Genomic DNA, 25,942 nt, shown 5'->3' with positions numbered 1-25,942 from the left:
AGGAGGAAATGAATATTATGAGTTTAGCACCACATGGAGGAAAACTGGTAAACCGAGTAAATGAGTCATATGATGTAAGCGGCATTCAGAAAGAAATTGAACTTGATTTGATTTCTTTTGCTGACCTGGAATTGATCGGAATCGGCGGATACAGCCCGATCGAAGGCTTCTTTAATGAGAAGGATTACGTATCTGTTGTTGAAAACATGCGTCTTGCTTCCGGTGTTGTATGGTCTCTTCCGATCACGCTGCCGGTAGATGCACAAAAAGCAGCCGAACTGTCAGTCGGCGAAACAGTAAAATTAACGTATGACGGAGAAACATACGGCGTTATCCAAATCGAAGACTTATACGTGCCTGACAAACAAAAAGAAGCTGTTAACGTGTATAAAACAGATGATCAGGCTCATCCGGGTGTGAAAAAGCTGTTCAGCCGCGGCGATACATATATCGGCGGTCCGATCACATTGATTAAAAAAGTTTCTAAACAATTCCCTGAGTTTACATTTGAACCGGCGGAAACAAGACGCCAGTTTGCAGAAAAAGGCTGGGAAACAATTGTCGGTTTCCAAACAAGAAATCCTGTTCACAGAGCGCATGAATATATTCAAAAAACGGCTCTTGAGACAGTGGACGGTTTGTTTTTAAATCCGCTTGTCGGCGAAACAAAATCTGATGACATCCCGGCTGATGTCCGGATGGAAAGCTATCAAGTGCTTCTTGACAACTATTACCCGAAAGACCGTGTCTTCCTTGGTGTTTTCTTGGCTGCAATGCGTTATGCCGGTCCGAGAGAAGCGATTTTCCATGCACTTGTCAGAAAAAACTACGGCTGCACACATTTCATTGTCGGCCGCGATCACGCCGGTGTCGGTGACTATTACGGCACGTACGAAGCCCAGGAGCTGTTTGACACATTTAAATCAGAAGAACTCGGCATTACACCGCTGAAATTCGAGCACAGCTTCTTCTGCGAAAAATGCGGAAATATGGGAACGGCAAAAACGTGCCCGCATGGCAGAGAGCATCACGTGATTTTATCAGGCACCAAGGTGAGAGGGATGCTGAGAGACGGTGTGTTGCCGCCTGCAGAATTCAGCCGCGCAGAAGTTGTAGAAGTGTTAATTAAAGGCATGAAGAAAAAAGAAGAAGCAGGCGTTTCTTAAGGAGGACTGGCAGTGACAAATCGCGATATTGTATGGCATGAAGCATCTATTACAAAAGAAGAGTATCAGCAAAAAAACAAACATAAAAGCTCCATTCTCTGGCTGACGGGTTTAAGCGGTTCAGGCAAATCAACCATTGCCAATGCTGCTGCGAGAGAACTTTTTGAACAAGGCTACCAAGTTATTGTGCTGGATGGTGACAACATTCGCCACGGTTTAAATAAAGATCTCGGTTTTTCTGACGAAGACCGAAAAGAAAATATCCGCCGAATCGGAGAGGTAGCAAAACTTTTTGTGCAGCAGGGCACCATTGTCATTACTGCTTTTATCTCTCCTTTCCGTGAGGACAGAGACCAGGTTCGCCAGCTTGTGGAAGCAGGCGAATTTAACGAAGTTTACATTAAATGCGACCTCGATATTTGTGAACAAAGAGATCCAAAAGGGCTCTACAAAAAAGCAAGAAACGGGGAAATTCCGTTCTTCACGGGCATTGATTCTCCTTATGAAGAGCCGGAAGCCCCTGAGCTCGTCCTTGACTCAGGACAATATGATCGTGAAGAGTGCAAAAATCAGCTGATCGAGTTTGTAAAGCAGCAATTGAGCTAAACGCCGCTCAGCTGTGTTCTTCTCAGATGCCGAAAAAATGCAAACTAGAACAACATCGCAGCGAACGTTCTGGAAGAACTCGAATAGATCGGGGGAAAGACGATGGGGAAAGTATATATTGTAGGAGCAGGTCCCGGAGATCCTGATCTGCTGACAATTAAAGCGCTGAAAGCCATTGAAAAAGCTGACGTAATCCTATATGACAGATTAGTAAATAAAGAGATTTTGCAATATGCCAAGGAGCAGGCGGACCTGATCTACTGCGGGAAGCTTCCAGATTTTCATACAATGAAGCAGGAAACCATCAATCGGTTTCTTGTGAAGTATGCGCAAAAAGGGAAAACCGTTGTCAGATTGAAAGGCGGAGACCCATTTGTGTTCGGCAGAGGGGGAGAAGAAGCGGAATGCCTTTCTGAAAATGGCATTCCGTTTGAAATTGTCCCCGGTATTACATCGGGAATCGCGGCAGCTGCTTATGCCGGGATTCCTGTCACTCATCGGGACGCGGGCTCTAACGTGGCTTTTGTAACGGGGCATTATAAAAAAGAAGAGGATTTTGAGGAAAAGTGGAAAGCGCTGGCCACAGGGATTGATACACTTGTCATCTATATGGGCATTAAAAATGTGCAGCAGATCGAAAAAAAACTCCTGGAAAACGGCCGGGACGGTGCTACTCCGGCAGCGTTTATTCATTGGGGAACAACGGACAAGCAAAAATCTGTTTTTTGTACAGTTGACACCCTTTCAGAAACGGTGAAAAAAGAAGACATTAAAAATCCGAGTTTAATTGTCGTAGGAAATGTTGTAAATTATCACTATAAGCTGGAATGGTTTGAATCTGAGCTGAAAAAACAAGATTTAAGCGAGGCGTTGTAAATGAAACAAGCGATTTTATATGTCGGCCACGGCAGCCGGGTAAAAAAGGCGCAGCAAGAGGCCGCTGCATTTTTGGAAGGATGCAAAGCGCACATCTCTGCGCCTGTTCAGGAAATCAGTTTTTTAGAGCTGCAGGAGCCGGCAATTGAGACAGGGTTTGAAGCATGTGTGAAGCAAGGCGCCACTCATATCGCAGTGGTGCCTCTGCTTCTTTTAACGGCTGCGCATGCCAAACATGATATTCCGGAAGAAATTGCGCGTGCCGCGTCCCGTTATCCTTCAGTCCGTATCTCATACGGAAGTCCGATCGGGATTGACGAAGAAGTGGTCAAAGCGGTCTATCATCGTGTTAAAGACATAGGTGTTCCGTACGAAAACGCCAGGGTTGTGCTCATCGGCAGGGGAAGCTCAGACCCAGATGTAAAAAGAGACGTAACCGGAATTGCCGGATTGCTTCAAAACATCATGCCCGTCAGCGAAGTGATTCCATGTTTTATGACAGCATGCGGTCCCAATTACAAAGAGATTTTTTCTGAACTGAAAAAAGATAACGGCGTGACGACCTTTATTGTTCCGTATCTACTGTTTACCGGGATGCTGATGAATGAGATTGAACGTGAGGTCCAGAAATTGAAGGCAGAAAATCCAAATGTCTACCTCTCTTCCTATATCGGTTTCCACCCGCATGTGAAAAAGGCGTTTTTACATCGTGTGAAAGAAACGGCCGACAACCACGAGGGGCAATTTGATTTTGACGGAGGATTATATGCTCCCGCTTCACATTAGTTTGCAGAAGAAAAAGGTTGTGATTGCAGGGGGCGGCAACATTGCGCTCAGAAGGCTGAAATCGGTGCTATCAGAGGGAGCGGATATTACGATTGTCAGTCCGGTTGCGGAACCCGAAATCAGGCAGATGGCAGACAATCGTCAGATCAAGTGGCTGAGCCGAAAGATTGAGAAAGAGGATTATCTCGATGCTTTTTTGATTATTGCCGCAACGGATGATGCCGCTGTGAATAAAGAGATTGCTCAAAACGCATCGTCTTCCCAGCTTGTCAACTGTGCCAGTAATGCTGAGTTGGGTAATGTGTATATGCCGAAAATCGTAAAAAGAGGGCATGTAACGGTGTCTGTCTCTACAAGCGGAGCCAGTCCAAAGCACACAAAAGAGCTTGCTGAAAAAGTGGATAAACTGATTGAAGGCGATTTTGTCGCTGAAGTTGACAGGCTTTATCAGGTAAGAAGAAAGAAATAAGCCAGAGCATACAATGCTCTGGCTTTTCTTTGTGCTGCTCAGCTTTTTTTCAGCTTGATGACAGTATCCGCATCAGGTGTGACAAAGACGGTATGCTGGCTGTCATAAGTCACGAAGCCTGGCTTTGCGCCGTTCGGCTTTTTGACATGCCTGATTTTTGTATAATCAACAGGCACAGAACTTGAATCTTTTGCTTTTGAAAAATAAGCTGCGATTGTGGCGGCTTCAATAATTGTTTGTTCATCAGGCTCGCTGCTTCTGATGACGACATGGGAGCCCGGAATATCCTTCGTGTGAAGCCATATGTCGTCTCTGGCTGCTGCTTTGGTCGTTAAATACTCGTTTTGGCGGTTGTTTTTGCCGACTAAAATAGTGATACCGGAAGAGGATTCGTATGTTTCTAAAACAGGGTTGTTCTGTTTTTGTTTTTTCTGTCCTTTTTGCTGCTTAGGACGTAAATATTTCCCCTCCACAAGCTCTTCTCTGATTTCACTGATATCACGCGGAGAAGCGGACGACAGCTGCTGAATCAGCTGGTCGAAGTATTCAATTTCTTGCTGTGCCAGCCTGATCTGTTCTTCGACAACCGCAACTGAGTTTTTCGCCTTCTGATACTTAGTGAAATAGGCCTGCGCATTCTCTGAAGGCGTTTTGTTCGGATTCAGCGGGATGGTAATTGTCGGATTTTCCTCATCATAGTAGTTGATGACTTCAGCCTGTTTGTCGCCTTTTTTCATCATATATAAATTTGCAGTCAGCAGCTCCCCGTAAAGCTGAAATTCCTTAGCGTTTTCCGAATACTCCAGTGTTTTTTCCAGTTTTTTGATTTTGTTAGCGTTCTTTTTCCGTTCATTCACAACAAAACGCTCAAGATCCTGGGCCTGCTGTTTAACCCGGTCCCGCTCAGCTTTTCCGAAATAAAAGCGGTCCAGCAGCTCACTTAATGAATCGAAGCGGCGTGCTTCTCCTTTAAGGTGAGTCAGCTCCAGCAGATAAAAATAATCCTTCCCGTTAACAGTCGTAATGTTAGGGATAAAGCGGTGCTCCCTTACCTCTGCGAAGAGCTCCAGCAGCGCGGTTGGAAGTGTTACTTTGTTGGCAAGGCCCGCTCTGTGGACAGCTTCTTTTGCGAACAGCGGAGAAACACCGGAAAAATGGTCAACAATTTGTTTATCTAGCCGCCCTTCTTGAAAACTGAGATGACGCAAAATGTCGTCTTCAGTTGCTTCAAGCGGCGGGATCTTATCCTGGGCCGGCGGAAGCTTATAATCATAGCCCGGCAGTACGGTACGGTAGCTGTTCATTGACGGAGATAAATGTTTCAGCCCGTCGATGATCGCATTTTCCTCTCCGTCCGTCAGAATGATATTGCTGTGGCGGCCCATAATTTCGACATAAAGCTTTCGATGCGTTTCATCACCGATTTCATTGCGGCTTTTAATATGAAAAATCATAATGCGGTCAAGCCCCGCCTGTTCAATTTTTTCAATAAATCCGCCTTCAATATGCTTTCTCAGCAGCATGCAAAACATCGGTGGTTCACTCGGGTTTTCATACGTTTGGGCCGTGATATGCACCCGTGAATAGCTTGGGTGTGCCGATAATAAAAGTTTTTGGTTTTTTCCATTGGCACGGATGTGAAAAATCACATCGTGCTTATAAGGCTGATGGACTTTCGTGATCCGTCCGCCCATTATTCGCTCGTTCAGTTCGTGTGTCATTCCGTATGTAAACATGCCATCAAACGACATATATAATACACCCTCTCATTCTTCCTGCATTCGATAATTATAGCATGAAATGGGACGAGTCAGAATAAGCATGCTTATAGAGTGATATCTCTATAAGAGAGCAGGGGAGTGGACGAGCGGAATGAAGTTTCATGAAATGGGACAAACAGATTTATTAGAGGCAACAAATACGTCCATGAAACAAGGATTAACTGAAAAAGAGGTGAAAAAACGCCTCGACAAGCATGGGCCAAACGAGCTTCAAGAAGGGAAAAAAACATCAGCGCTTATTTTGTTTTTAGCCCAGTTTAAAGATTTTATGGTGCTTGTGCTGCTTGCGGCAACACTCATTTCAGGGTTTCTTGGTGAATATGTGGATGCGGTTGCGATTATTGCGATTGTGTTTGTGAATGGCATACTTGGGTTTTTTCAAGAACGGCGTGCAGAGCAATCTCTTCAGGCATTAAAAGAGTTGTCAACTCCTCATGTGATGGCGCTCAGGGAAGGAAGCTGGACAAAGATTCCTTCTAAAGAACTGGTGCCGGGCGACATTGTGAAGTTTACAAGCGGCGACCGGATTGGAGCAGATGTCCGGATTGTCGAAGCGAAAAGCCTGGAAATTGAAGAATCAGCGTTAACCGGAGAGTCAATCCCGGTTGTGAAACATGCGGATAAATTGAAAAAACCCGATGTGTCGCTGGGGGATATTACGAATATGGCCTTTATGGGAACCATCGTCACCCGCGGCAGCGGTGTGGGTATTGTCGTCGGTACAGGAATGAACACGGCTATGGGGAAAATCGCTGACATGCTTGAATCGGCGGGAACTCTGTCGACCCCGCTGCAAAGAAGGCTCGAGCAGCTCGGAAAAATTTTAATTGTTGTCGCTTTGCTGCTCACCGTACTCGTTGTCGCTGTCGGCGTGATCCAGGGACACGATCTGTACAGTATGTTTTTAGCCGGTGTCTCACTAGCGGTAGCCGCCATTCCAGAAGGGCTTCCAGCCATTGTGACAGTAGCGCTGTCATTGGGTGTACAGCGTATGATCAAGCAAAAATCAATCGTGAGAAAGCTTCCAGCGGTTGAGACGCTTGGGTGTGCCTCTATTATTTGTTCAGATAAAACAGGAACGATGACGCAAAACAAAATGACGGTCACACATGTATGGTCCGGAGGAAAAACATGGAGAGTGTCGGGCACGGGTTACGATCCGAAAGGAGGCTTCACACTGAACGATAAAGAGGTCAGTGTGAATAAGCATAAGCCGCTTGAGCAAATGCTGTTATTCGGCGCGCTTTGTAACAACTCGAATATTGAGAAAAGAAACGGTGACTATGTGCTTGACGGAGATCCGACAGAGGGGGCGCTGCTCACTGCGGCAAGAAAAGGCGGCTTTTCAAAGGAGTTTGTGGAATCTCATTACCGGGTGGTTGAGGAGTTTCCGTTTGATTCAGCACGAAAAATGATGACCGTCATTGTAGAGGATCAGGACAAAAAGCGCTATATCATTACGAAAGGCGCGCCGGATGTCCTGATGCAGCGGTCCAACCGTATTTATTATGACGGCTCTGCCGCCCCTTTCTCAAATGAGAGAAAAGCAGAAACAGAGGCAGTATTACGGCAGCTGGCTTCCCAGGCGCTCCGGACGATTGCTGTTGCCTATAGACCGGTAAAAGCAGGGGAAACACCGTCAATGGAGCAGGCGGAAAAAGATCTGACAATGCTTGGCCTTTCAGGCATCATTGATCCGCCGCGGCCTGAAGTCAGACAGGCGATTAAAGAATGCCGTGAAGCGGGAATTAAGACCGTCATGATTACAGGGGATCATGTTGAGACAGCAAAAGCTATAGCAAAAGATTTGCGTCTCCTCCCGAAAAACGGAAAAATCATGGACGGCCAGATGTTGAATGAGCTTTCACAAGAAGAGCTTTCTGACGTAGTGGAGGATGTGTATGTGTTTGCCCGCGTTTCTCCTGAGCACAAATTGAAAATTGTTAAAGCGTATCAGGAAAACGGACATATCGTTGCGATGACAGGAGACGGCGTCAATGACGCTCCCGCTATCAAACAGGCTGACATTGGCGTTGCCATGGGGATTACAGGAACGGATGTGGCGAAGGAAGCATCATCCCTCATTCTCGTAGATGATAATTTTGCAACCATCAAATCGGCGATTAAAGAAGGCAGAAATATTTATGAAAATATTAGAAAATTTATCCGATACCTGCTGGCTTCTAACGTAGGAGAAATTCTGGTCATGCTTTTCGCCATGCTGCTTGCCCTTCCGTTGCCGCTCGTGCCGATTCAGATTTTGTGGGTCAACTTGGTGACAGATGGATTGCCGGCGATGGCGCTCGGCATGGATCAGCCGGAAGGTGACGTTATGAAGCGGAAGCCGCGTCACCCGAAAGAAGGGGTGTTTGCCCGCAAGCTTGGATGGAAGGTGGTCTCCAGAGGATTTTTAATTGGTGCTGCTACAATTTTGGCTTTTATCATCGTGTATCACCGCAATCCTGAGAATTTGTCTTATGCTCAGACAATTGCGTTTGCAACGTTGGTGCTGGCTCAGCTTATTCACGTATTTGACTGCCGGAGCGAAACATCTGTTTTTTCCAGAAATCCGTTTGAAAACTTGTATCTGATCGGCGCTGTATTGTCATCAATTTTACTGATGCTGGTGGTTATTTACTATCCGCCGCTCCAACCAATTTTCCACACGGTTGCCATCACGCCGGGAGACTGGATGCTTGTCATCGGCATGTCGGCCATCCCTACTTTTTTGCTGGCGGGGTCACTTTTGACAAGAAAAAAATAAATGCATATGATATAATCTTAGGGGTAATAGCATGTCTATTGCCCTTTTATTTTGAGAACAGGGAAGAAATTAGGTGTTTTATTTATGATACGGAGTATGACAGGCTTCGGCAGTGCAAGCAAAACACAAGATGATCTCTCTGTAAGCGTTGAACTTAAATCTGTGAATTACAGGTTTAAAGAAGTGAACGCTCGTTTGCCAAGGCCTTTGCTATATTTAGAAGATAAGCTGAAACAGACGATTCTGCAGTACATACAGCGCGGAAGAATTGAGCTTTTCGTCTCCGTTGACAGTGATATGCTCGTAGAGAGAAGGCTTGACATTGATTGGCCGCTGCTCGATGAGTTTGTCGCAGCTGCAGAGGATATGAAAAAGCGATATCAATTGTCCGCAGAGCCTGATGTCATGGACTTCTTCAAGCTTGAACATGTCGTCCAGATTCATGAGGAGCAGACACAAAGCGAAAAGCTTGAGGAGTTAATAACAGCTGCTGCAGAGGAAGCTGTAAAAGGACTCTGTGAGATGCGCGAAAAAGAGGGGCTGCTTCTAGCCAAAGACTGTCTGATGCATATTGACCAGCTTGAAGAGCTGGCCGAAAAGACCGAATCTTTGGCAGCCGATGCGGTATCTCGTTACAGGGAACGGCTTTACGCCAGAATAAAGGAATGGACCGAAGACGTGTTGGATGAGAGCCGGCTGGTTACAGAATGCGCTATTTTTGCAGATCGCTCTGATATTACAGAAGAGATTACAAGGCTGAAGAGCCACTTCGCTCAGTTTCGTGATATATTAGCTGAAGGCGGAGCTGTCGGGCGCAAACTCGACTTTCTTGTCCAAGAGCTGAATCGGGAAGCAAATACAATCGGCTCAAAAGCAAATGATCACCAGATCACAAAGCTTGTCGTCGAAATGAAAAGTTCTATTGAAAAAATAAAAGAACAAGTGCAAAATATAGAATAGTAACTGTGCGTATTGTTTACAGACGGACTTGCTAGGTTAAACTAGAGACGTCTATTTTACAGGGGGAACGTAGAAGATGACGATTAAACTGATTAATATCGGATTTGGCAATATTATCTCCGCCAATCGGATGATTTCGATTGTCAGCCCGGAGTCTGCGCCAATCAAACGGATGATCCAGGATGCAAGAGACCGCGGAATGCTAATTGACGCTACATACGGACGAAGAACCCGTGCAGTTGTCGTCATGGATAGTGATCACATTATCTTATCTGCCGTCCAGCCTGAGACAGTTGCACACAGACTTTCTGTTAAAGAAGAAATTATGGATGAAGGGCAGGGGTAATTGCCGCATGAAAGAAAGAGGGTTATTAATCGTTCTCTCAGGTCCCTCAGGAGTTGGTAAAGGAACGGTTCGGCAAGCGATTTTTTCGCAGGAAGACACAAAATTCGAGTATTCGATTTCAGTAACAACGAGAAACCCGCGTGAGGGCGAAGTGAACGGAGTCGATTATTTTTTCAAAACGAGAGAAGAATTCGAGCAAATGATTGCAGACAATAAGCTGCTTGAATGGGCAGAATATGTCGGCAATTATTACGGCACTCCGGTCGATTATGTTGAACAGACGCTCCAAGAAGGAAAAGACGTCTTTTTAGAAATCGAAGTTCAAGGCGCTCTTCAAGTGAGAAATGCTTTCCCGGAAGGCTTGTTTATTTTCCTTGCGCCTCCAAGTCTTTCTGAACTGAAGAACAGAATTGTGACAAGAGGAACGGAAACAGATGCTCTGATTGAAAATCGCATGAAAGCCGCAAAAGCTGAGATCGAAATGATGGACGCATATGATTACGTTGTGGAAAATGATAATATCGAAACGGCTTGCGACAAAATCAAAGCAATCGTTCTCGCGGAACATTTGAAGCGTGAGCGCGTTGCACCAAGATATAAGAAAATGCTGGAGGTTGAATAACTGATGTTAGATCCGTCAATTGACTCATTAATGAATAAATTGGATTCAAAATACACGCTCGTAACCGTTTCTGCTAGACGCGCGCGTGAAATGCAAATCAAAAAAGACCAGATGATTGAACATACGATTTCACACAAATATGTGGGCAAAGCTTTAGAAGAAATTGATGCAGGCCTGCTTTCGTTTGAAAAGGAAGACCGCGAATAGTAGCACAAGTAGCAACCTATATCATGTAGGTTGTTATTTTTTTCCGTGCTGTTTTTATATTGCAGAGGGGGAGAAGTCATTGCTGAACAATCGAAATGTGTTACTTTGCGTGAGCGGAGGCATCGCTGTTTATAAAGCCTGTGCGCTGACAAGCAAACTGGTGCAGGCGGGGGCAAATGTTAAAGTCATTATGACTGAATCTGCGTGCCAGTTCGTATCACCGCTGACATTTCAGGCATTGAGCCGCCATGAAGTATATACAGATACATTTAAAGAACAAAATCCAAGCGTCATCTCTCATATAGACGTGGCTGACTGGGCCGACCTGATTATCGTAGCGCCGGCTACGGCCAATGTGATTGGTAAATTGGCCAACGGCATTGCAGATGATATGCTGACAACAACCTTGTTAGCGGCAACAGCTCCGGTATGGATTGCGCCCGCCATGAATGTTCATATGTATGATCATCCGGCAGTCAAACGCAATATTTCTGTCCTATATCAGGATGGTTTTCGTTTTATTGAGCCGAGCGAGGGCTATTTAGCATGCGGTTACGTCGGAAAAGGAAGATTGGAAGAACCCGAAAACATCGTGAAGCTTGCGGAAAAGCATTTTGCAGAGGAAAAAAACGCGCCTTTAGAAGGGAAACATGTTGTGATTACAGCAGGCCCGACACGGGAGGCAGTTGATCCTGTACGTTTTTTCACGAATAAATCGACGGGTAAAATGGGATACGCATTAGCTGAGGCTGCGGTGCGACTCGGTGCAAACGTGACCTTGATCTCAGGGCCGGTTTCGCTTGATGTCCCTAAAGGGCTTTCTCAGTTTATCCCGGTCCAATCGGCTGCGGACATGCGCGATGCAGTGCTTTCTGTGTATGAGGGAAGCGACGTCGTCATTAAAACAGCTGCTGTTGCCGATTTTACGCCAAAAACAGTATTTGACCAAAAAATGAAAAAGCAAGACGGCGGAATGACCCTTGAATTAAAAAGAACAGTCGATATCTTAAAAGAATTGGGCGAGAAAAAACAGCATCAGCTGTTAGTCGGTTTTGCTGCTGAGACACAAGATGTGGAACATTACGCCCGCAAAAAGCTTTCTGCCAAAAATCTTGACATGATTGTGGCGAATGATGTGAAAGCGGCAGGGGCCGGTTTTGGTGCTGATACGAATATCGTGACGCTCTTTTTCAAAGACGGGCGCAAACGCGAGCTTCCGAAGATGTCTAAGCTCGATGTTTCTTTTGACATTTTTGAAGAAATCGCAGCGCTCTTAAAACAAACCGGAGAGCCCTCATGAATTTTGCCGAAGTCATCGTAGATGTCAGCACCAAAAATATAGACAGGCCGTTTGATTACAAAATCCCAGACCATCTTAAAGGTATGATCAAAACGGGAATGAGGGTCATTGTTCCGTTTGGCCCCCGTAAAATTCAAGGGTTTGTGACAGCTGTCAAAGAAACGTCTGATCTTTCAGGTAAATCTGTTAAAGAAGTGGAGGATTTATTAGATCTTACGCCTGTTTTGACAGAAGAGCTGATGAATTTGTCGTCATGGCTGTCAGACAAAACGCTGTCTTTTAAAATAACGGCGCTTCAAGCGATGCTGCCTGCCGCACTTAAAGCGAAATACGAAAAAGAGCTGAAAATCGCGGAGGGTGCGGATATCCCGCCGCAGGTAGAACGGCTGTTTTCTGAAACAAAGAGCTTGCTGTATTCCGATATACCTGATCACGATACGCTGAAAATCATCCAGAAGCAGATTCAAAAAGGCCATATCGATGTAACTTATAAAGTGGCGCAAAAAGCGAACAAAAAAATGGTCAGGTATATTCAGGCCAATGCCGGTAAAGAAGAGCTCTCCAAGCAGGCAGAGGGTTTATCCCGACAAGCGGCCAAACAGCAGGCGATCCTGCACTTTTTCATGACGGAACCGGAAGGCACGAAAATACCTGCTGCGGACCTGTGCAAAAAAACAGACGCAAGCTCGGCCACCATCAAGACCCTGATGCAAAAGGGGCTTCTGAAAGAAACCTATGAAGAGGTTTACAGAGACCCCTATCAGGACAAAATGTTCAAAAAAACAGAACCGCTGCCGCTGACAGACGAGCAGAGCGCGGCCTTTCAGCAGATACGCCGGACGTTAGACAACAATGAACATCAAGTGTTTCTCCTGCACGGAGTGACGGGAAGCGGCAAAACGGAAATTTATCTCCAATCGATTGAAAAAGTGCTTGCGAAAGGAAAAGAAGCCATCGTACTTGTACCGGAAATATCGTTAACGCCGCAAATGGTTCATCGCTTTAAAGGGCGTTTTGGCTCTCAGGTAGCCGTGATGCACAGCGGGTTATCCACTGGTGAAAAGTATGACGAGTGGCGCAAAATCCACCGCAAGGAAGTGCGGCTTGTCGTGGGCGCGAGGTCCGCTATTTTTACCCCGTTTGAAAATCTCGGGATGATTATCATCGATGAGGAACATGAATCGTCATATAAACAAGAGGAAATGCCGCGATACCATGCAAAAGAAGTAGCGATCAAGCGGGCGGAGCACCACCGCTGTCCGGTGGTGTTAGGTAGTGCTACACCGACGCTAGAGTCATATGCACGGGCGCAAAAAGGAGTGTACGAGCTGCTTTCGCTGAAACACCGCGTCAATCACCAAGTGATGCCTGAGGTTTCGCTTGTGGATATGAGAGAGGAGCTCAGAAACGGCAATCGCTCTATGTTTTCAATAGAATTGATGGAAAAGCTTGAAGAAACCATTGCCAAGGGTGAACAGGCTGTGCTGTTTTTAAATAAAAGGGGCTATTCCTCCTTTGTGATGTGCAGGGACTGCGGTTATGTTCCGCAATGCCCTCACTGCGACATTTCCATGACGTATCACCGTTCCGGCCAGAGGATGAAATGCCATTATTGCGGACATGAAGAACCTGTTCCGCATACTTGTCCCGAATGCGGAAGCGATCATATCCGTTTTTTCGGAACGGGAACACAAAGAGTAGAAGAAGAATTAACAAAGGTGCTGCCACATGCAAGAGTCATACGGATGGATGTTGATACGACCTCTCGGAAAGGTGCCCATGAAAAATTATTGTCTGCTTTCGGAGAAGGCAAAGCAGATATACTTCTTGGAACGCAAATGATTGCGAAAGGGCTTGATTTTCCGAATGTGACACTTGTCGGAGTCTTAAGCGCTGACACAACACTGCACATTCCTGATTTCAGATCTGCCGAAAAAACGTTTCAGCTGCTAACGCAAGTCAGCGGCCGCGCGGGAAGACATGAAAAACCCGGCAATGTCATTATTCAAACGTACACACCGTCCCATTACAGCATCCAGCTGACGAAAACGCATGATTATGAAACGTTTTATCAGCAAGAAATGGCACACAGGAGGGAGCAATCTTACCCGCCGTATTACTATTTGGCTCTTGTGACGGTTTCTCACGAGGAAGTGGCGAAAGCGGCTGTAACGGCTGAGAAAATCGCACACTTTCTGAAAGCAAACTGCGGGGCAGATACGAAAATACTCGGTCCAAGCGCATCGCCGATCGCCAGGATCAAAGATAGATATCGCTATCAATGCGTGATAAAATACAAACAGGAAACCCAGATATCAGCTTTATTGAAGAAGATACTGGAACATTATAAACGCGAAATTGAACAAAAGCATGTAATGATTTCAATTGATATGAATCCTTATATGATGATGTAAGATCTCACGTCTTGGAGGGTAATGAATTGGCAGTGAAAAAGGTCGTCACACATCCCGCGGAGGTTTTGGAAACGCCTGCGGAAACCGTGACTGTTTTTGATAAAAAGCTAAAAAAACTGCTTGATGATATGTACGATACCATGCTTGAAATGGATGGAGTCGGACTGGCAGCGCCGCAAATCGGTATTTTAAAAAGAGCGGCTGTTGTTGATATCGGAGAGGAAAGCGGCAGAATTGATCTTGTAAATCCGGAAATCCTTGAACAAAGCGGCGAGCAAACCGGAGTTGAAGGATGCTTGAGTTTTCCCGGCGTCTATGGAGAGGTCACGCGTGCCGATTATGTGAAAGTGCGGGCGTATAACCGTCAAGGAAAACCGTTCATTCTTGAAGCGAGAGGCTTTTTCGCGAGAGCCGTGCAGCATGAAATGGACCACTTGGACGGCGTGCTGTTCACATCAAAAATAAGCAAATATTATACAGAAGATGAACTAGCGGATATGGAAGGATGATTTGATGACGAGAATCGTGTTTATGGGAACACCCGATTTTTCAGTTCCTGTTTTAAGAACCCTGATAGATGACGGATATGAAGTAGTGGGGGTCGTCACGCAGCCTGACCGTCCGAAGGGCAGAAAAAAAGTGCTCACGCCTCCGCCTGTAAAGGAAGAAGCTTTACGCAACGGCATCCCGGTTCTTCAGCCTGAGAAAGTCAGACTGACAGAAGAAATAGAAAAGGTGCTGGCGTTACAACCGGATCTTATTGTGACGGCAGCGTTTGGGCAAATTCTGCCTAAAGAGCTACTCGACAGCCCTAAGTACGGATGCATTAATGTTCATGCGTCTCTGTTGCCTGAACTGAGAGGCGGGGCCCCTATCCATTATTCCATTCTCCAAGGTAAGAAAAAAACCGGAGTTACCATTATGTACATGGTGGAAAAATTAGATGCAGGCGATATGATTTCAAAAGTGGAAGTAGACATTGAAGAAACCGACAATGTCGGAACCCTGCACGATAAATTAAGCGTTGCTGGCGCGAAGCTTTTGTCTGAAACAGTTCCTCAAGTCATAGCCGGCGACATATCACCTGAAAAGCAGGATGACGAGAAAGCGACGTATGCGCCAAACATTAAAAGAGAACAAGAGCTGATTGACTGGTCCAGAGCGGGAGAAGAGCTCTATAACCAAGTTCGAGGTTTAAACCCATGGCCTGTTGCCTATACGACTTTAAATGGTCAAAATCTGAAAGTGTGGGCAGCGAAGAAAACAGCTGCGCCGGCAAAAGCTGAACCCGGCACAGTCATTGCTATTGAAAAAGAAGGAATCATCGTCGCCACAGGAAACGATACGGCACTGTTATTAACGGAGCTGCAGCCTGCCGGCAAAAAACGCATGCGAGGCGAAGACTTTGTCCGTGGCGCTCATGTTGAGACAGGTGATATGTTAGGAGTGCACAATGAAAACAAATAGCGTTCGCGATATTGCGCTGGAGGCGCTGGTCAAATTAGAACAAAATCAGTCATACAGTAACCTGCTTCTGAAATCGGTTATTAAATCTAATAAACTGAGCGATCAAGACCGCGGACTTTTGACTGAACTGGTGTACGGTACATTGCAAAACAAAATCGCGCTGGATTATATGCTCAAGCCGTTTATCAACAAGCCGCAAAAGGTGAAGCCGTGGGTTATCCAGCTTCTCCGCCTGTCCTTATATCAAATGGAATATTTAGAGAAAATTCCCGACCGGGCAGTCATCCATGAAGCGGTAGAGATTGCTAAAAACCGCGGACATAAAGGGATTGCCTCATTTGTCAACGGCGTGCTTCGCTCTATTCAGCGTGAAGGAGTCCCTTCCTTTGACGCCATCGAAGATCCTGTTCTCAGGCTTGCGACAGAAACAAGCCATCCCGAATGGCTCGTGAAAGAGTGGGTAGCCGCATACGGATTTGATGCGGCTGAAAAGATTTGCCGCATCCATCTCATTCCGCCTAAGCAAACGCTGCGTGTCAATCAAATGAAAACGGACAGAGCGGAGATACTTGATCAAATGGCAGCTGAAGGAATTGAAGCGGAAAAAGGTGATCTCGCCGAGGACGCTGTGAAGCTTGTAAAGGGAACTATTGCCGGAACTCACTTCTTCCAGACAGGCGAAGTGTCCATCCAGGATGAAAGCTCTATGCTGGTTGCCCGGGCTCTTGACCCTAAGCCAGGTGAAACGGTGCTTGATGCGTGCGCAGCGCCGGGCGGGAAGTCAGCCCATATCGCTGAATTAATGGAGAACAAGGGAAGTGTGACATCGCTTGATCTTCACAAACACAAGGTGAAGCTGATCAAAGAAGCGTCAGAACGGCTTGGCCTTTCCATTATTGATGCGAAAACAATGGACGCGAGAAAAGCCGGAGAAACATTTGAAAGTGAACAGTTTGACCGTATTTTGGTAGACGCTCCATGCTCAGGCTTTGGCGTGATCAGAAGAAAGCCGGATATGAAATACACCAAAACCCCGAATGACAGCTCCCGGCTTGCTGAAATCCAGCTGTCTATCTTAAGGGAAATTGCGCCATTAGTAAAAAAAGGTGGCACTCTTGTCTACAGTACGTGTACAATGGATCGGACAGAAAATGAAGAAGTTATCCATGCGTTTATACAAGAACATCCTGATTTTGAACCCGATTTGTCTCTTGAAAAGCGGCTGCCCGAAAAGGCGAGACCCTTTGTTCGGGATGGAAGGCTTCAAATCCTTCCGCATTATTTCGGAACAGATGGTTTCTTTATTTGCAGCATGAGAAAGAAGGGATAAGCAATGACAGAATTAAAAAAAACAAAGATCAGAAAAGAATTGCGGACAGAACGTCCTTCGATTTATTCTTTTGAATTAGACGAAATCAAACAATGGCTGACAGACAACGGGGAGAAACCGTTCCGCGCGGCACAGATTTTTGAATGGCTATACGAAAAACGAGTAACTTCTTTTGATGAAATGACAAACCTCTCAAAGGAACTGCGTGAGAAATTAAACACTCATTTTGTATTAACGACGCTGAAAACGGCTGTTAAACAAACTTCCCAAGACGGTACGATGAAGTTTTTATTCGAGCTTCACGATGGTTATACAATCGAAACTGTTTTAATGAGACACGAGTATGGTAATTCTGTATGTGTAACGACACAAGTCGGCTGCCGCATTGGATGCACATTCTGTGCGTCAACGCTCGGCGGTTTAAAACGAAATCTTGAAGCAGGTGAAATTGTCGCTCAAGTGGTGAAAGTTCAAAAAGCGCTAGATGAAACGGATGAACGCGTCAGCTCTGTCGTTATCATGGGAATCGGCGAACCATTTGATAACTTTAACGAAATGCTTGCCTTTTTAAAAATCATTAACCATGATAAGGGACTGAATATCGGCGCTCGCCATATTACTGTTTCTACAAGCGGAATCATCCCGAAAATTTACGAATTCGCTGATCAGCAAATGCAGATTAACTTTGCGATTTCTCTGCACGCGCCAAATACAGAAATCAGAAGCCGTTTGATGCCGATTAACAGAGCGTACAAGCTACCTGATTTAATGGAAGCCGTTAAATATTACATTAATAAGACGGGACGCCGGATCAGCTTTGAATACGGTCTGTTCGGTGGCGTAAATGACCAGGTTGAGCACGCTGAAGAGCTTGCAGACTTGCTGGAAGGCGTAAAATGCCACGTGAACTTGATTCCGGTAAACTATGTGCCTGAACGGGATTACGTCCGCACACCGCGTGAGCAGATTTTTGCTTTTGAGAAAACGCTGAAATCCCGCGGAGTAAATGTCACGATTCGAAGAGAGCAAGGCCATGACATTGACGCAGCCTGCGGTCAGCTTCGCGCGAAGGAGCGTCAAGACGAGACGAGGTGATGAGGGTTGTTAACAGCCTTAAAAACAGATACAGGGAAAATCCGCCAGCATAATGAAGATGATGCGGGTATTTTTAAGGGGAAAGACGATTTTGTATTAGCGGTTGTCGCTGATGGCATGGGCGGCCATCTTGCTGGAGATGTTGCAAGCAAGATGGCTGTGAAAGCCATGGGAGAGAAATGGAATGAGTCAGATACGATTCCTGCGGCGCCGTCAGAATGTGAAAAGTGGCTCATTGAACAGATTCTCGCGGTAAACAGCAAGATTTACGATCATGCCCAAGCGCACGAAGAATGCCAAGGCATGGGAACAACCATTGTATGCGCTCTTTTTACAGGTAAAACGGTTTCCGTTGCCCATATAGGCGACAGCAGATGCTATTTGCTCCAGGACGATCTCTTCGTTCAGGTGACAGAGGATCATTCTCTGGTGAATGAACTGGTTCGCACCGGCGAAATCTCAAGAGAAGATGCTGAGCATCATCCACGCAAAAATGTGCTGACGAAGGCGCTCGGAACAGATCAATCCGTCAGTATTGACGCACGTTCTTTTGAAATTGAACCCGGAGACAAACTCCTTTTATGTTCTGATGGACTGACGAATAAAGTGGAAGTCACTGAATTAAAAGACATCCTGCAAAGCGATTCAGCTCCTCAGGAAAAAGTAAACCTGCTTGTAGACAAAGCCAATGAGAATGGCGGGGAAGACAATATTACAGCAGTGTTGCTTGAGCTTGCTTTACATGTTGAAGAGGGTGAAGATCAGTGCTAATCGGCAAGCGAATCAGCGGGCGTTACCAGATTCTCCGTGTCATAGGCGGCGGGGGAATGGCCAACGTTTATTTAGCTGAGGACATTATTCTTGATCGTGAAGTCGCAATCAAAATCCTGCGGTTTGACTATGTGAATGACAATGAGTTTATTAGGCGTTTTCGTAGAGAAGCCCATTCGGCCTCAAGCCTTGATCACCCGAATATTGTCAGCATTTATGATTTGGGCGAGGAAGGTGATATTTACTATATTGTCATGGAATACGTAGAGGGCATGACGCTAAAAGAATACATAACAGCAAACGGGCCGCTTCACCCCAAAGAAGCGCTCAGCATCATGGAGCAAATTGTTTCAGCCATTGCCCATGCCCACCAAAATCATATTGTCCACAGGGATATTAAACCGCATAACATTTTGATTGATCATATGGGCAATATCAAAGTAACGGATTTTGGAATTGCGACTGCACTGACTTCGACAACAATCACCCACACCAATTCTGTGCTGGGCTCAGTCCATTATTTATCCCCCGAACAGGCGCGGGGCGGCCTGGCCACAAAAAAATCAGATATTTATGCGCTTGGGATTGTCTTATTTGAGCTGTTAACCGGCCGAATCCCATTTGATGGTGAATCGGCTGTCAGTATCGCCTTAAAGCATCTTCAGGCTGAAACCCCTTCAGCGAAAAGGTGGAATCCCTCAGTACCCCAAAGCGTTGAAAACATCATATTAAAGGCAACCGCCAAAGATCCTTTTCACCGCTATGAAACTGCTGAAGATATGGAAGAAGATATACGAACAGCTTTTGACGCTGACAGGCTCAACGAAAAGAAATTTACGATTCATGATGATGAAGAAATGACGAAAGCGATTCCGATTATTAAGGATGAAGAGATTGCAAAAGCTTCTCATGATAAAGAAGCTGACATGACATTTCCTCAAGAAACCCAAACAAAGAAAAAAGCAAAGAGAAAAAAATGGCCGTGGATACTGCTCACCATATGCCTGGTTTTTATCACGGCAGGAGTTCTAGCCGTTACTGTTTTTCCTTCTCTTTTTATGCCTAAGGATGTCAAAATACCTGATGTAGCAGGGATGGAATATGAAAAAGCGGCAGATCTTCTAGAAAAAGAAGGTTTGCAGGTAGATTCAGATGTATTGGAAATCTCAGATGAGAAGATCGAAGAAGGCCTGATGGTCAAAACCGATCCTAAAGCCGAGTCCACTGTTAAAGAAGGAGCAACGGTTACGCTTTATAAGAGCTCAGGTAAAGCAAAAAAGCAGATCGGTGATGTGACGGGCCAATCAGTCGACAAGGCAAAAAAAGTGTTAAAGGAACAGGGCTTTAAAAATGTAACGGTGGATGAAGTAAATGATGAGAAAGACGCCGGCACTGTCATAGATCAGAATCCGACAGCAGGGACCGAGCTTGTGCCGGACGAAGATCAAATTAAGCTCACAGTCAGCATCGGGCCGGAAGATATTACGCTCAGAGACTTAAAAACATACAGTAAAGAAGCGGCCTCGGGATATCTGGAAGATAACGGGCTCAAACTGGTGGAAAAAGAAGCGTACTCAGATGACGTTCCGGAAGGACAGGTTGTCAAACAAAAACCGGCAGCAGGAACGGCGCTAAAGCCGGGAAATGAGGTCGAAGTGACATTCTCTCTCGGACCTGAGAAGAAGCCGGCGAAAACAGTGAAAGAAAAAGTCAAGATTCCATATGAGCCGGAAAACGAAGGGGACGAGCTTGAGGTGCAAATCGCGATTGACGACGCCGATCACAGCATTTCTGACACTTACGAACATTTTAAGATTAAAGAGCCCGTAGAACGGACGATCGAATTGAAGATTGAACCTGGCCAAAAAGGGTACTATCAAGTGATGGTAAATAATAAAGTCGTCAGCTACAAAACAATTGAGTATCCGAAAGATGAATAACAAGGAGGGAAAATATGCCTGAGGGCAAAATTATTAAAGCGCTAAGCGGCTTTTATTACGTACTGGATGAATCAGACGGTTCAAATAATGAAAAAGTTATACAATGCAGAGGAAGAGGTATTTTCAGAAAAAATAAAATCACCCCTTTGGTCGGTGATTATGTTGTTTATCAAGCTGAAAATAATAAAGAAGGATATCTATTAGAGATTAAAGAAAGAACCAATGAACTTATCAGGCCGCCGATCTGCAACGTTGATCAAGCGGTGCTTGTTTTCTCGGCGGTGCAGCCATCTTTCAGCACAGTATTGCTCGACCGTTTCTTGGTTCTCGTAGAAGCGAATGACATCCAGCCGATTATTTGTATTACAAAAATGGATTTAATTGAAGATCAACATACACAAAAACGCATTCAAGCGTATGCTGAAGACTACCGGAACATTGGCTATGACGTATATCTTACCTCTTCTATGGACCAAGACAGCTTAACGGAGATCGTCCCGCATTTCCGCGACAAAACAACAGTCTTTGCCGGCCAGTCGGGGGTTGGGAAATCCTCGCTTCTCAACGCGATCAGCCCGGAGCTGGGTTTGAGAACAAACGAAATTTCCGAGCATTTAGGCCGCGGGAAGCACACAACCCGCCACGTGGAGCTTATACACACGTCCGGAGGTCTGGTTGCGGATACGCCGGGTTTCAGCTCTCTTGAGTTTACAGACATTGAAGAAGGAGAGCTGGGCTTCACATTCCCTGACATCAGAGAAAAAAGCGCATCATGCAAATTCAGAGGATGTCTGCATTTGAAAGAGCCGAAATGTGCAGTCAAACAAGCCGTTGAAGAAGGGGAATTAAAGCAGTACCGCTACGACCATTATGTTGAATTTATCACAGAGATCAAAGATAGAAAGCCGAGGTATTAGATCATGGTAAAGGTTGCACCTTCTATTCTTTCCGCTGATTTTGCCGCTTTAGGCAAAGAAATTCAAGATGTAGAAAAAGGCGGAGCCGATTACATTCATGTTGATGTCATGGACGGCCATTTTGTCCCGAATATCACGATTGGACCGCTGATTGTAGAAGCCATTCGTCCGGTGACGAAACTGCCGCTGGATGTACATTTAATGATTGAAGAGCCGGATCGTTATATCCCGGCTTTCGCAAAAGCTGGTGCCGATATCCTGTCTGTACATGCTGAAGCCTGTCCGCACCTTCACCGGACAATCCAGCTTATAAAAGAGCAGGGTGTAAAAGCCGGAGTTGTCCTGAATCCGCATACACCTGTTCAGGTAATTGAGCATATTTTTGAAGAACTTGATCTTGTTCTCTTAATGACGGTGAACCCTGGTTTCGGCGGACAGAAATTTATTCATTCTGTTCTTCCGAAAATAAAAGAAGTGAAACGTATGGCAGAGGAAAAAGGGAAACATGATCTGCTAATTGAAGTGGACGGCGGCGTCAACAAAGAAACAGCCCCGCTAGTCATCGAAGCGGGCGCAAACTTACTTGTTGCCGGTTCTGCTGTTTATGGCCAAACTGACCGCGAAAAAGCTATTTCTGAAATAAGGGGAAGGAAATAAGCAGCACGAAAAAGAGCCGGGCGCATCTAGCCTGAGCTCTTTTTCCTGTATCCAGAAGCAGAAAGGAAAAAGAGATGAGAAAAATCAATATCGTTGCAGGAGGCCCAAAAGATTTAATCCCTGACCTGACTGATTATATGGCTGATGACACGATCTGGGTCGGGGTTGACAAAGGAACGGTCACGCTTTTAAATGCCGATATCATTCCTGATGAAGCCTTCGGAGATTTTGACAGCATTACAGAGCATGAACGCCGGCAAATCGAAAAAGCCGCGCCCGCTCTCCATGTGTATCAGGCAGAAAAAGATCAAACTGACTTAGACCTTGCTCTTGATTGGGCCCTGGACAAGCAGCCGGATATGATTCAGATCTTCGGTATTACAGGCGGCAGAGCAGATCACTTTTTAGGAAATATTCAGCTGCTGTACAGAGGAGTAAAAACAACTTCGAAAATGAAGCTTATAGACAAACAGAATGATATTCAGATGTTCTCTCCAGGCGAATATTCTCTTCTTATCGATCAAAACAAACGATATATCTCCTTCATTCCATTTACAGAAGAAGTGGATGAGCTGACTCTCATCGGTTTTAAATATCCGCTAAATAAGTGTCATATTACGCTTGGTTCAACACTATGTATTAGTAACGAACTCATTCATTCACGAGGTACTTTTTCGTTTGCGAAAGGCATATTAATAATGGTAAGAAGCACGGATTAGCTTGTGCTTTCACTCATTTGTTGAAATTAATGAACCTTAAAGTGATGAACAGGCGGTTACGGGACTTATAGGAGGGGACAAAAATGAAATTTTACACCATTAAATTGCCGAAGTTTTTAGGAGGAATTGTCCGGGCGATGCTGGGCTCATTTAGAAAAGATTAAAGCCCAGGGGTTCACAGCCCTCTTTCACCACATAAAAACGCCTGCCACATATCAGGGCAGGCGTTCATTTTGTTATACACGCTCAACTTTACCGGATTTCAAAGCTCGAGCAGATACATATACTTTTTTAGGTTTTCCGTTCACAAGGATACGAACCTTTTGAAGATTCGCGCCCCAAGTGCGCTTAGAAGCGTTCATTGCGTGAGAACGGTTATTCCCAGCTGTTGTTTTTTTACCTGTGATAACGCATTTACGTGCCATTTGTTTCCCTCCTCACTTGCACAAAACATCTACTTTTTCACTTTCATATGTTCTTAGATGCTTTCGATATGGATACTTTAAATAATTTACCACAGCTAAAAAACGTTTGCAACTATTGTTTCATCATCTTTCAAGAAAATTCACTTGACATCTTGCACAAACAGCGGCGCTATAGTATATGTAAAGAGACGTGCAGCGATTGCCGCGTCTTTTCTTTTCATAATGGAGTTCATATAGTAGAATAGCTGTAACTCTATGCATTCGAAGGAGGAACTAGTGTGTCCATTGAATTAAGAACGAAATACGGGCAGATTGATATATCGAATGATGTCATTGCAATGGTTGCCGGAGGAGCTGCGATTGACTGTTACGGCATTGTTGGAATGGCCTCTAAAAACCAAATTAAAGACGGACTGACTGAAATCCTTCGGAAAGAGAATTTCAGCAGAGGTGTTCAAGTTCGCCAAGAAGCAGAACAGATACATATTGACATGTATATCATTGTCAGCTACGGCACAAAAATTTCTGAAGTGGCACATAACGTCCAAACAAAAGTAAAGTACACAGTAAATCAAACAGTCGGACTTGCAGTGGATTCTGTCAATATTTATGTCCAAGGGGTACGAGTGACGAACCCGTAGTTAGGAGGAGTAGGATTGTCTATCAGAACATTAGACGGCAAAACCTTTGCCGAGATGATTCTTGCAGGAGCACAGAATCTGTCTCAAAACGCGAGTGCGGTTGACGCGCTCAACGTGTTTCCGGTGCCGGACGGTGATACGGGAACAAACATGAACCTGTCGATGACTTCCGGGGCAAGAGAAGTGGAGCATTTGGAGACAAGAGATATCGGTAAAGTGGGCTCCGCGTTATCTAAAGGATTGCTCATGGGGGCAAGAGGGAATTCAGGAGTCATCCTGTCCCAATTGTTCCGAGGATTCAGTAAAAGCATCGAAACAAAAAAAGAAATTAATGCAAAAGAGTTTGCCGCCGCGCTGCAAGCCGGTGTCGATATGGCTTACAAAGCTGTCATGAAACCTGTGGAGGGCACCATTTTAACTGTTGCAAAAGATGCTGCGAAACAAGCGGTGGCCTTGGCGGAAAAAGAAACCGATATCATTGCGCTGATGACTTCTGTGACAAAGGAAGCCGAGGCATCCTTAAACCGTACACCAGAATTGCTGCCTGTCTTGAAGGAAGTTGGTGTCGTTGACAGCGGGGGCAAAGGCCTGCTTTGTGTGTATGAAGGTTTCCTCGCTTCATTAAAAGGAGAGACCGTTTCTGAGAAAACCGTTCTCCCGTCACTTGATGACATGGTTAGCGCGGAGCATCATAAGAGCGCGCAGAGTATGATGAATACGGAAGATATTGAATTCGGTTTCTGTACAGAAGTGATGGTAAGGCTCGATCAGAATAAAAGAGAATTCGATGAAGGCACATTCAGAAATGACCTCAGCCAATTTGGGGATTCTCTTTTGGTTATTGCAGACGAGTCTCTGGCGAAGGTTCATATTCATGCGGAAGAGCCGGGAAACGTGTTAAACTATGCCCAAAACTACGGTGAATTAATTAAAATCAAAATTGAAAACATGAGAGAGCAGCACACTTCCATCATCAGCCAGGACAGCGAGCCTGCTCACAGTGAGAAAGCGGCAAAGCAGCCGTACGGTATTGTGACTGTTGCAATGGGAGAAGGCATTTCTGATCTATTCAAAAGCATTGGCGCTTCCGTTGTGATTGAAGGCGGCCAGACGATGAATCCGAGCACTGAGGATATTGTCGAAGCTGTAAGGTCTGTAAATGCTGAAGCTGTGTTTATCTTACCGAATAACTCCAACATTATCATGGCTGCCAATCAAGCTGCAAGTGTGATGGGTGATAGGGTTTTTGTCATTCCTGCCAAAACGGTTCCGCAAGGGATGTCAGCACTGCTGGCATTTAATCCGGATCAAGAACCTGAAGCAAATGAAGCCAATATGCTAAGTGCGATTCAGCAAGTAAAAAGCGGACAGGTGACATACTCAGTCAGAGATACTCATATTGACGGCAAAGACATTAAAAAAGGCGACTTTATGGGAATTCTGAATGGAACGATTATCGGCACTGCTGAAGATCAGCTGTCAGCCGCGAAAATGCTGCTGTCAGAAATGATCGGAGAAGAGGACGAAATTGTCACTATCCTATATGGTGAGGATGCATCCCAGGAAGAAGCTGAGGAGCTTGAAGCGTATCTCAGTGAAAAGTACGAGGAGATTGAGGTTGAAATCCACAACGGAAAACAGCCGCTGTATTCGTATATCGTTTCTGCAGAATAGAAGGGCAAA

Annotated in this window: 26 protein-coding genes; 24 read left to right on the top strand and 2 right to left on the bottom strand. The window is 45.3% G+C overall.

The window, feature by feature from the left end; translation table 11 throughout:
• The first annotated feature begins 17 nt into the window (after positions 1 to 17).
• From sat to sirC, 5 genes are all read left to right on the top strand, one after another.
• Positions 18 to 1,166, top strand: a complete 1,149-nt coding sequence (gene sat, locus LJF29_RS18710) for a sulfate adenylyltransferase (protein WP_229150082.1) — start codon at positions 18 to 20, stop codon at positions 1,164 to 1,166.
• 12 nt (positions 1,167 to 1,178) lie between these two features.
• On the top strand, positions 1,179 to 1,772 hold the full coding sequence (gene cysC, locus LJF29_RS18705; RefSeq protein WP_010334195.1) for an adenylyl-sulfate kinase: 594 nt from the start codon (positions 1,179 to 1,181) through the stop codon (positions 1,770 to 1,772).
• A gap of 102 nt (positions 1,773 to 1,874) precedes the next feature.
• Entirely contained in the window at positions 1,875 to 2,648 is a 774-nt protein-coding gene (cobA, locus tag LJF29_RS18700; protein ID WP_168747777.1) for a uroporphyrinogen-III C-methyltransferase, read from the top strand.
• The gene (gene sirB, locus LJF29_RS18695) at positions 2,649 to 3,434 is read left to right on the top strand and encodes a sirohydrochlorin chelatase (RefSeq protein ID WP_229150081.1); all 786 of its coding nucleotides are present in this window, start codon (positions 2,649 to 2,651) and stop codon (positions 3,432 to 3,434) included.
• Positions 3,415 to 3,903, top strand: a complete 489-nt coding sequence (gene sirC / locus LJF29_RS18690) for a precorrin-2 dehydrogenase/sirohydrochlorin ferrochelatase family protein (RefSeq protein WP_229150098.1) — start codon at positions 3,415 to 3,417, stop codon at positions 3,901 to 3,903. Before sirB ends, sirC begins: the two co-directional genes overlap by 20 nt.
• 38 nt (positions 3,904 to 3,941) lie before the next feature.
• On the opposite strand, the gene rqcH is transcribed toward sirC, so the two are convergent.
• Positions 3,942 to 5,654 (bottom strand): tRNA modification protein RqcH, encoded by a 1,713-nt coding sequence (gene rqcH / locus LJF29_RS18685; protein WP_229150079.1) that lies wholly within the window; start codon positions 5,652 to 5,654, stop codon positions 3,942 to 3,944.
• A gap of 121 nt (positions 5,655 to 5,775) precedes the next feature.
• On the opposite strand from rqcH, the gene LJF29_RS18680 reads away from it, so the two are divergent.
• From LJF29_RS18680 to spoVM, 17 genes are all read left to right on the top strand, one after another.
• Positions 5,776 to 8,448: a calcium-translocating P-type ATPase, SERCA-type gene (locus LJF29_RS18680; RefSeq protein WP_229150078.1), complete on the top strand. Its 2,673-nt coding sequence runs from the start codon at positions 5,776 to 5,778 to the stop codon at positions 8,446 to 8,448.
• 84 nt (positions 8,449 to 8,532) lie between these two features.
• Positions 8,533 to 9,408 (top strand): YicC/YloC family endoribonuclease, encoded by an 876-nt coding sequence (locus LJF29_RS18675; RefSeq protein ID WP_127695255.1) that lies wholly within the window; start codon positions 8,533 to 8,535, stop codon positions 9,406 to 9,408.
• Between the two features lie 76 nt (positions 9,409 to 9,484).
• Positions 9,485 to 9,754 carry an extracellular matrix/biofilm regulator RemA gene (remA, locus tag LJF29_RS18670; protein WP_003154355.1) on the top strand — a complete coding sequence of 90 codons (270 nt, stop codon included), beginning with the start codon at positions 9,485 to 9,487 and terminating at the stop codon, positions 9,752 to 9,754.
• 7 nt (positions 9,755 to 9,761) lie between these two features.
• Complete coding sequence (gene gmk / locus LJF29_RS18665) at positions 9,762 to 10,376, top strand: guanylate kinase (RefSeq protein ID WP_168747782.1); 615 nt, start codon at positions 9,762 to 9,764, stop codon at positions 10,374 to 10,376.
• 3 nt (positions 10,377 to 10,379) lie between these two features.
• Positions 10,380 to 10,583, top strand: coding sequence for a DNA-directed RNA polymerase subunit omega (gene rpoZ, locus LJF29_RS18660; RefSeq protein WP_003221520.1), 204 nt, complete (start codon positions 10,380 to 10,382; stop codon positions 10,581 to 10,583).
• 79 nt (positions 10,584 to 10,662) lie between these two features.
• Positions 10,663 to 11,883, top strand: coding sequence for a bifunctional phosphopantothenoylcysteine decarboxylase/phosphopantothenate--cysteine ligase CoaBC (gene coaBC / locus LJF29_RS18655; RefSeq protein WP_229150077.1), 1,221 nt, complete (start codon positions 10,663 to 10,665; stop codon positions 11,881 to 11,883).
• Entirely contained in the window at positions 11,880 to 14,297 is a 2,418-nt protein-coding gene (gene priA, locus LJF29_RS18650) for a primosomal protein N' (RefSeq protein WP_229150075.1), read from the top strand. The genes coaBC and priA overlap by 4 nt, the downstream gene beginning before the upstream one ends.
• A 26-nt stretch (positions 14,298 to 14,323) precedes the next feature.
• Positions 14,324 to 14,806: a peptide deformylase gene (gene def / locus LJF29_RS18645; protein WP_229150074.1), complete on the top strand. Its 483-nt coding sequence runs from the start codon at positions 14,324 to 14,326 to the stop codon at positions 14,804 to 14,806.
• Between the two features lie 4 nt (positions 14,807 to 14,810).
• Positions 14,811 to 15,764, top strand: coding sequence for a methionyl-tRNA formyltransferase (gene fmt, locus LJF29_RS18640; RefSeq protein ID WP_229150072.1), 954 nt, complete (start codon positions 14,811 to 14,813; stop codon positions 15,762 to 15,764).
• Positions 15,751 to 17,094, top strand: a complete 1,344-nt coding sequence (gene rsmB / locus LJF29_RS18635; protein ID WP_168747789.1) for a 16S rRNA (cytosine(967)-C(5))-methyltransferase RsmB — start codon at positions 15,751 to 15,753, stop codon at positions 17,092 to 17,094. The genes fmt and rsmB overlap by 14 nt, the downstream gene beginning before the upstream one ends.
• A 3-nt stretch (positions 17,095 to 17,097) precedes the next feature.
• Positions 17,098 to 18,189 carry a 23S rRNA (adenine(2503)-C(2))-methyltransferase RlmN gene (rlmN, locus tag LJF29_RS18630; RefSeq protein ID WP_029441251.1) on the top strand — a complete coding sequence of 364 codons (1,092 nt, stop codon included), beginning with the start codon at positions 17,098 to 17,100 and terminating at the stop codon, positions 18,187 to 18,189.
• A gap of 6 nt (positions 18,190 to 18,195) precedes the next feature.
• Positions 18,196 to 18,960, top strand: a complete 765-nt coding sequence (gene prpC, locus LJF29_RS18625) for a protein-serine/threonine phosphatase PrpC (protein ID WP_010334207.1) — start codon at positions 18,196 to 18,198, stop codon at positions 18,958 to 18,960.
• The gene (pknB, locus tag LJF29_RS18620) at positions 18,954 to 20,900 is read left to right on the top strand and encodes a Stk1 family PASTA domain-containing Ser/Thr kinase (RefSeq protein WP_229150071.1); all 1,947 of its coding nucleotides are present in this window, start codon (positions 18,954 to 18,956) and stop codon (positions 20,898 to 20,900) included. The genes prpC and pknB overlap by 7 nt, the downstream gene beginning before the upstream one ends.
• A gap of 14 nt (positions 20,901 to 20,914) precedes the next feature.
• The gene (rsgA, locus tag LJF29_RS18615; protein WP_229150070.1) at positions 20,915 to 21,817 is read left to right on the top strand and encodes a ribosome small subunit-dependent GTPase A; all 903 of its coding nucleotides are present in this window, start codon (positions 20,915 to 20,917) and stop codon (positions 21,815 to 21,817) included.
• A 3-nt stretch (positions 21,818 to 21,820) separates the two neighbouring features.
• Positions 21,821 to 22,474 carry a ribulose-phosphate 3-epimerase gene (gene rpe / locus LJF29_RS18610; RefSeq protein ID WP_229150068.1) on the top strand — a complete coding sequence of 218 codons (654 nt, stop codon included), beginning with the start codon at positions 21,821 to 21,823 and terminating at the stop codon, positions 22,472 to 22,474.
• 74 nt (positions 22,475 to 22,548) lie between these two features.
• Positions 22,549 to 23,193, top strand: a complete 645-nt coding sequence (locus tag LJF29_RS18605; protein ID WP_229150067.1) for a thiamine diphosphokinase — start codon at positions 22,549 to 22,551, stop codon at positions 23,191 to 23,193.
• Positions 23,194 to 23,276: 83 nt separating this feature from the next.
• Positions 23,277 to 23,357 carry a stage V sporulation protein SpoVM gene (gene spoVM, locus LJF29_RS18600; protein ID WP_003221545.1) on the top strand — a complete coding sequence of 27 codons (81 nt, stop codon included), beginning with the start codon at positions 23,277 to 23,279 and terminating at the stop codon, positions 23,355 to 23,357.
• A gap of 72 nt (positions 23,358 to 23,429) precedes the next feature.
• Here spoVM and rpmB read toward each other — a convergent pair whose 3' ends face one another.
• Positions 23,430 to 23,618, bottom strand: a complete 189-nt coding sequence (gene rpmB / locus LJF29_RS18595) for a 50S ribosomal protein L28 (RefSeq protein ID WP_003221548.1) — start codon at positions 23,616 to 23,618, stop codon at positions 23,430 to 23,432.
• Positions 23,619 to 23,896: 278 nt separating this feature from the next.
• Here rpmB and LJF29_RS18590 point away from each other — a divergent pair, with 278 nt between their 5' ends.
• Positions 23,897 to 24,259, top strand: coding sequence for an Asp23/Gls24 family envelope stress response protein (locus LJF29_RS18590; RefSeq protein ID WP_010334211.1), 363 nt, complete (start codon positions 23,897 to 23,899; stop codon positions 24,257 to 24,259).
• Between the two features lie 15 nt (positions 24,260 to 24,274).
• Positions 24,275 to 25,933 carry a DAK2 domain-containing protein gene (locus LJF29_RS18585; RefSeq protein ID WP_229150065.1) on the top strand — a complete coding sequence of 553 codons (1,659 nt, stop codon included), beginning with the start codon at positions 24,275 to 24,277 and terminating at the stop codon, positions 25,931 to 25,933.
• The last annotated feature ends 9 nt before the right edge of the window (positions 25,934 to 25,942 follow it).

The sequence above is a fragment of the Bacillus sp. LBG-1-113 genome (assembly GCF_020708615.1).
GTDB lineage: Bacteria > Bacillota > Bacilli > Bacillales > Bacillaceae > Bacillus > Bacillus mojavensis.
Note: the sequence above shows the minus strand (reverse complement) of the source record. Positions and strands in the feature narration are given on the sequence as shown.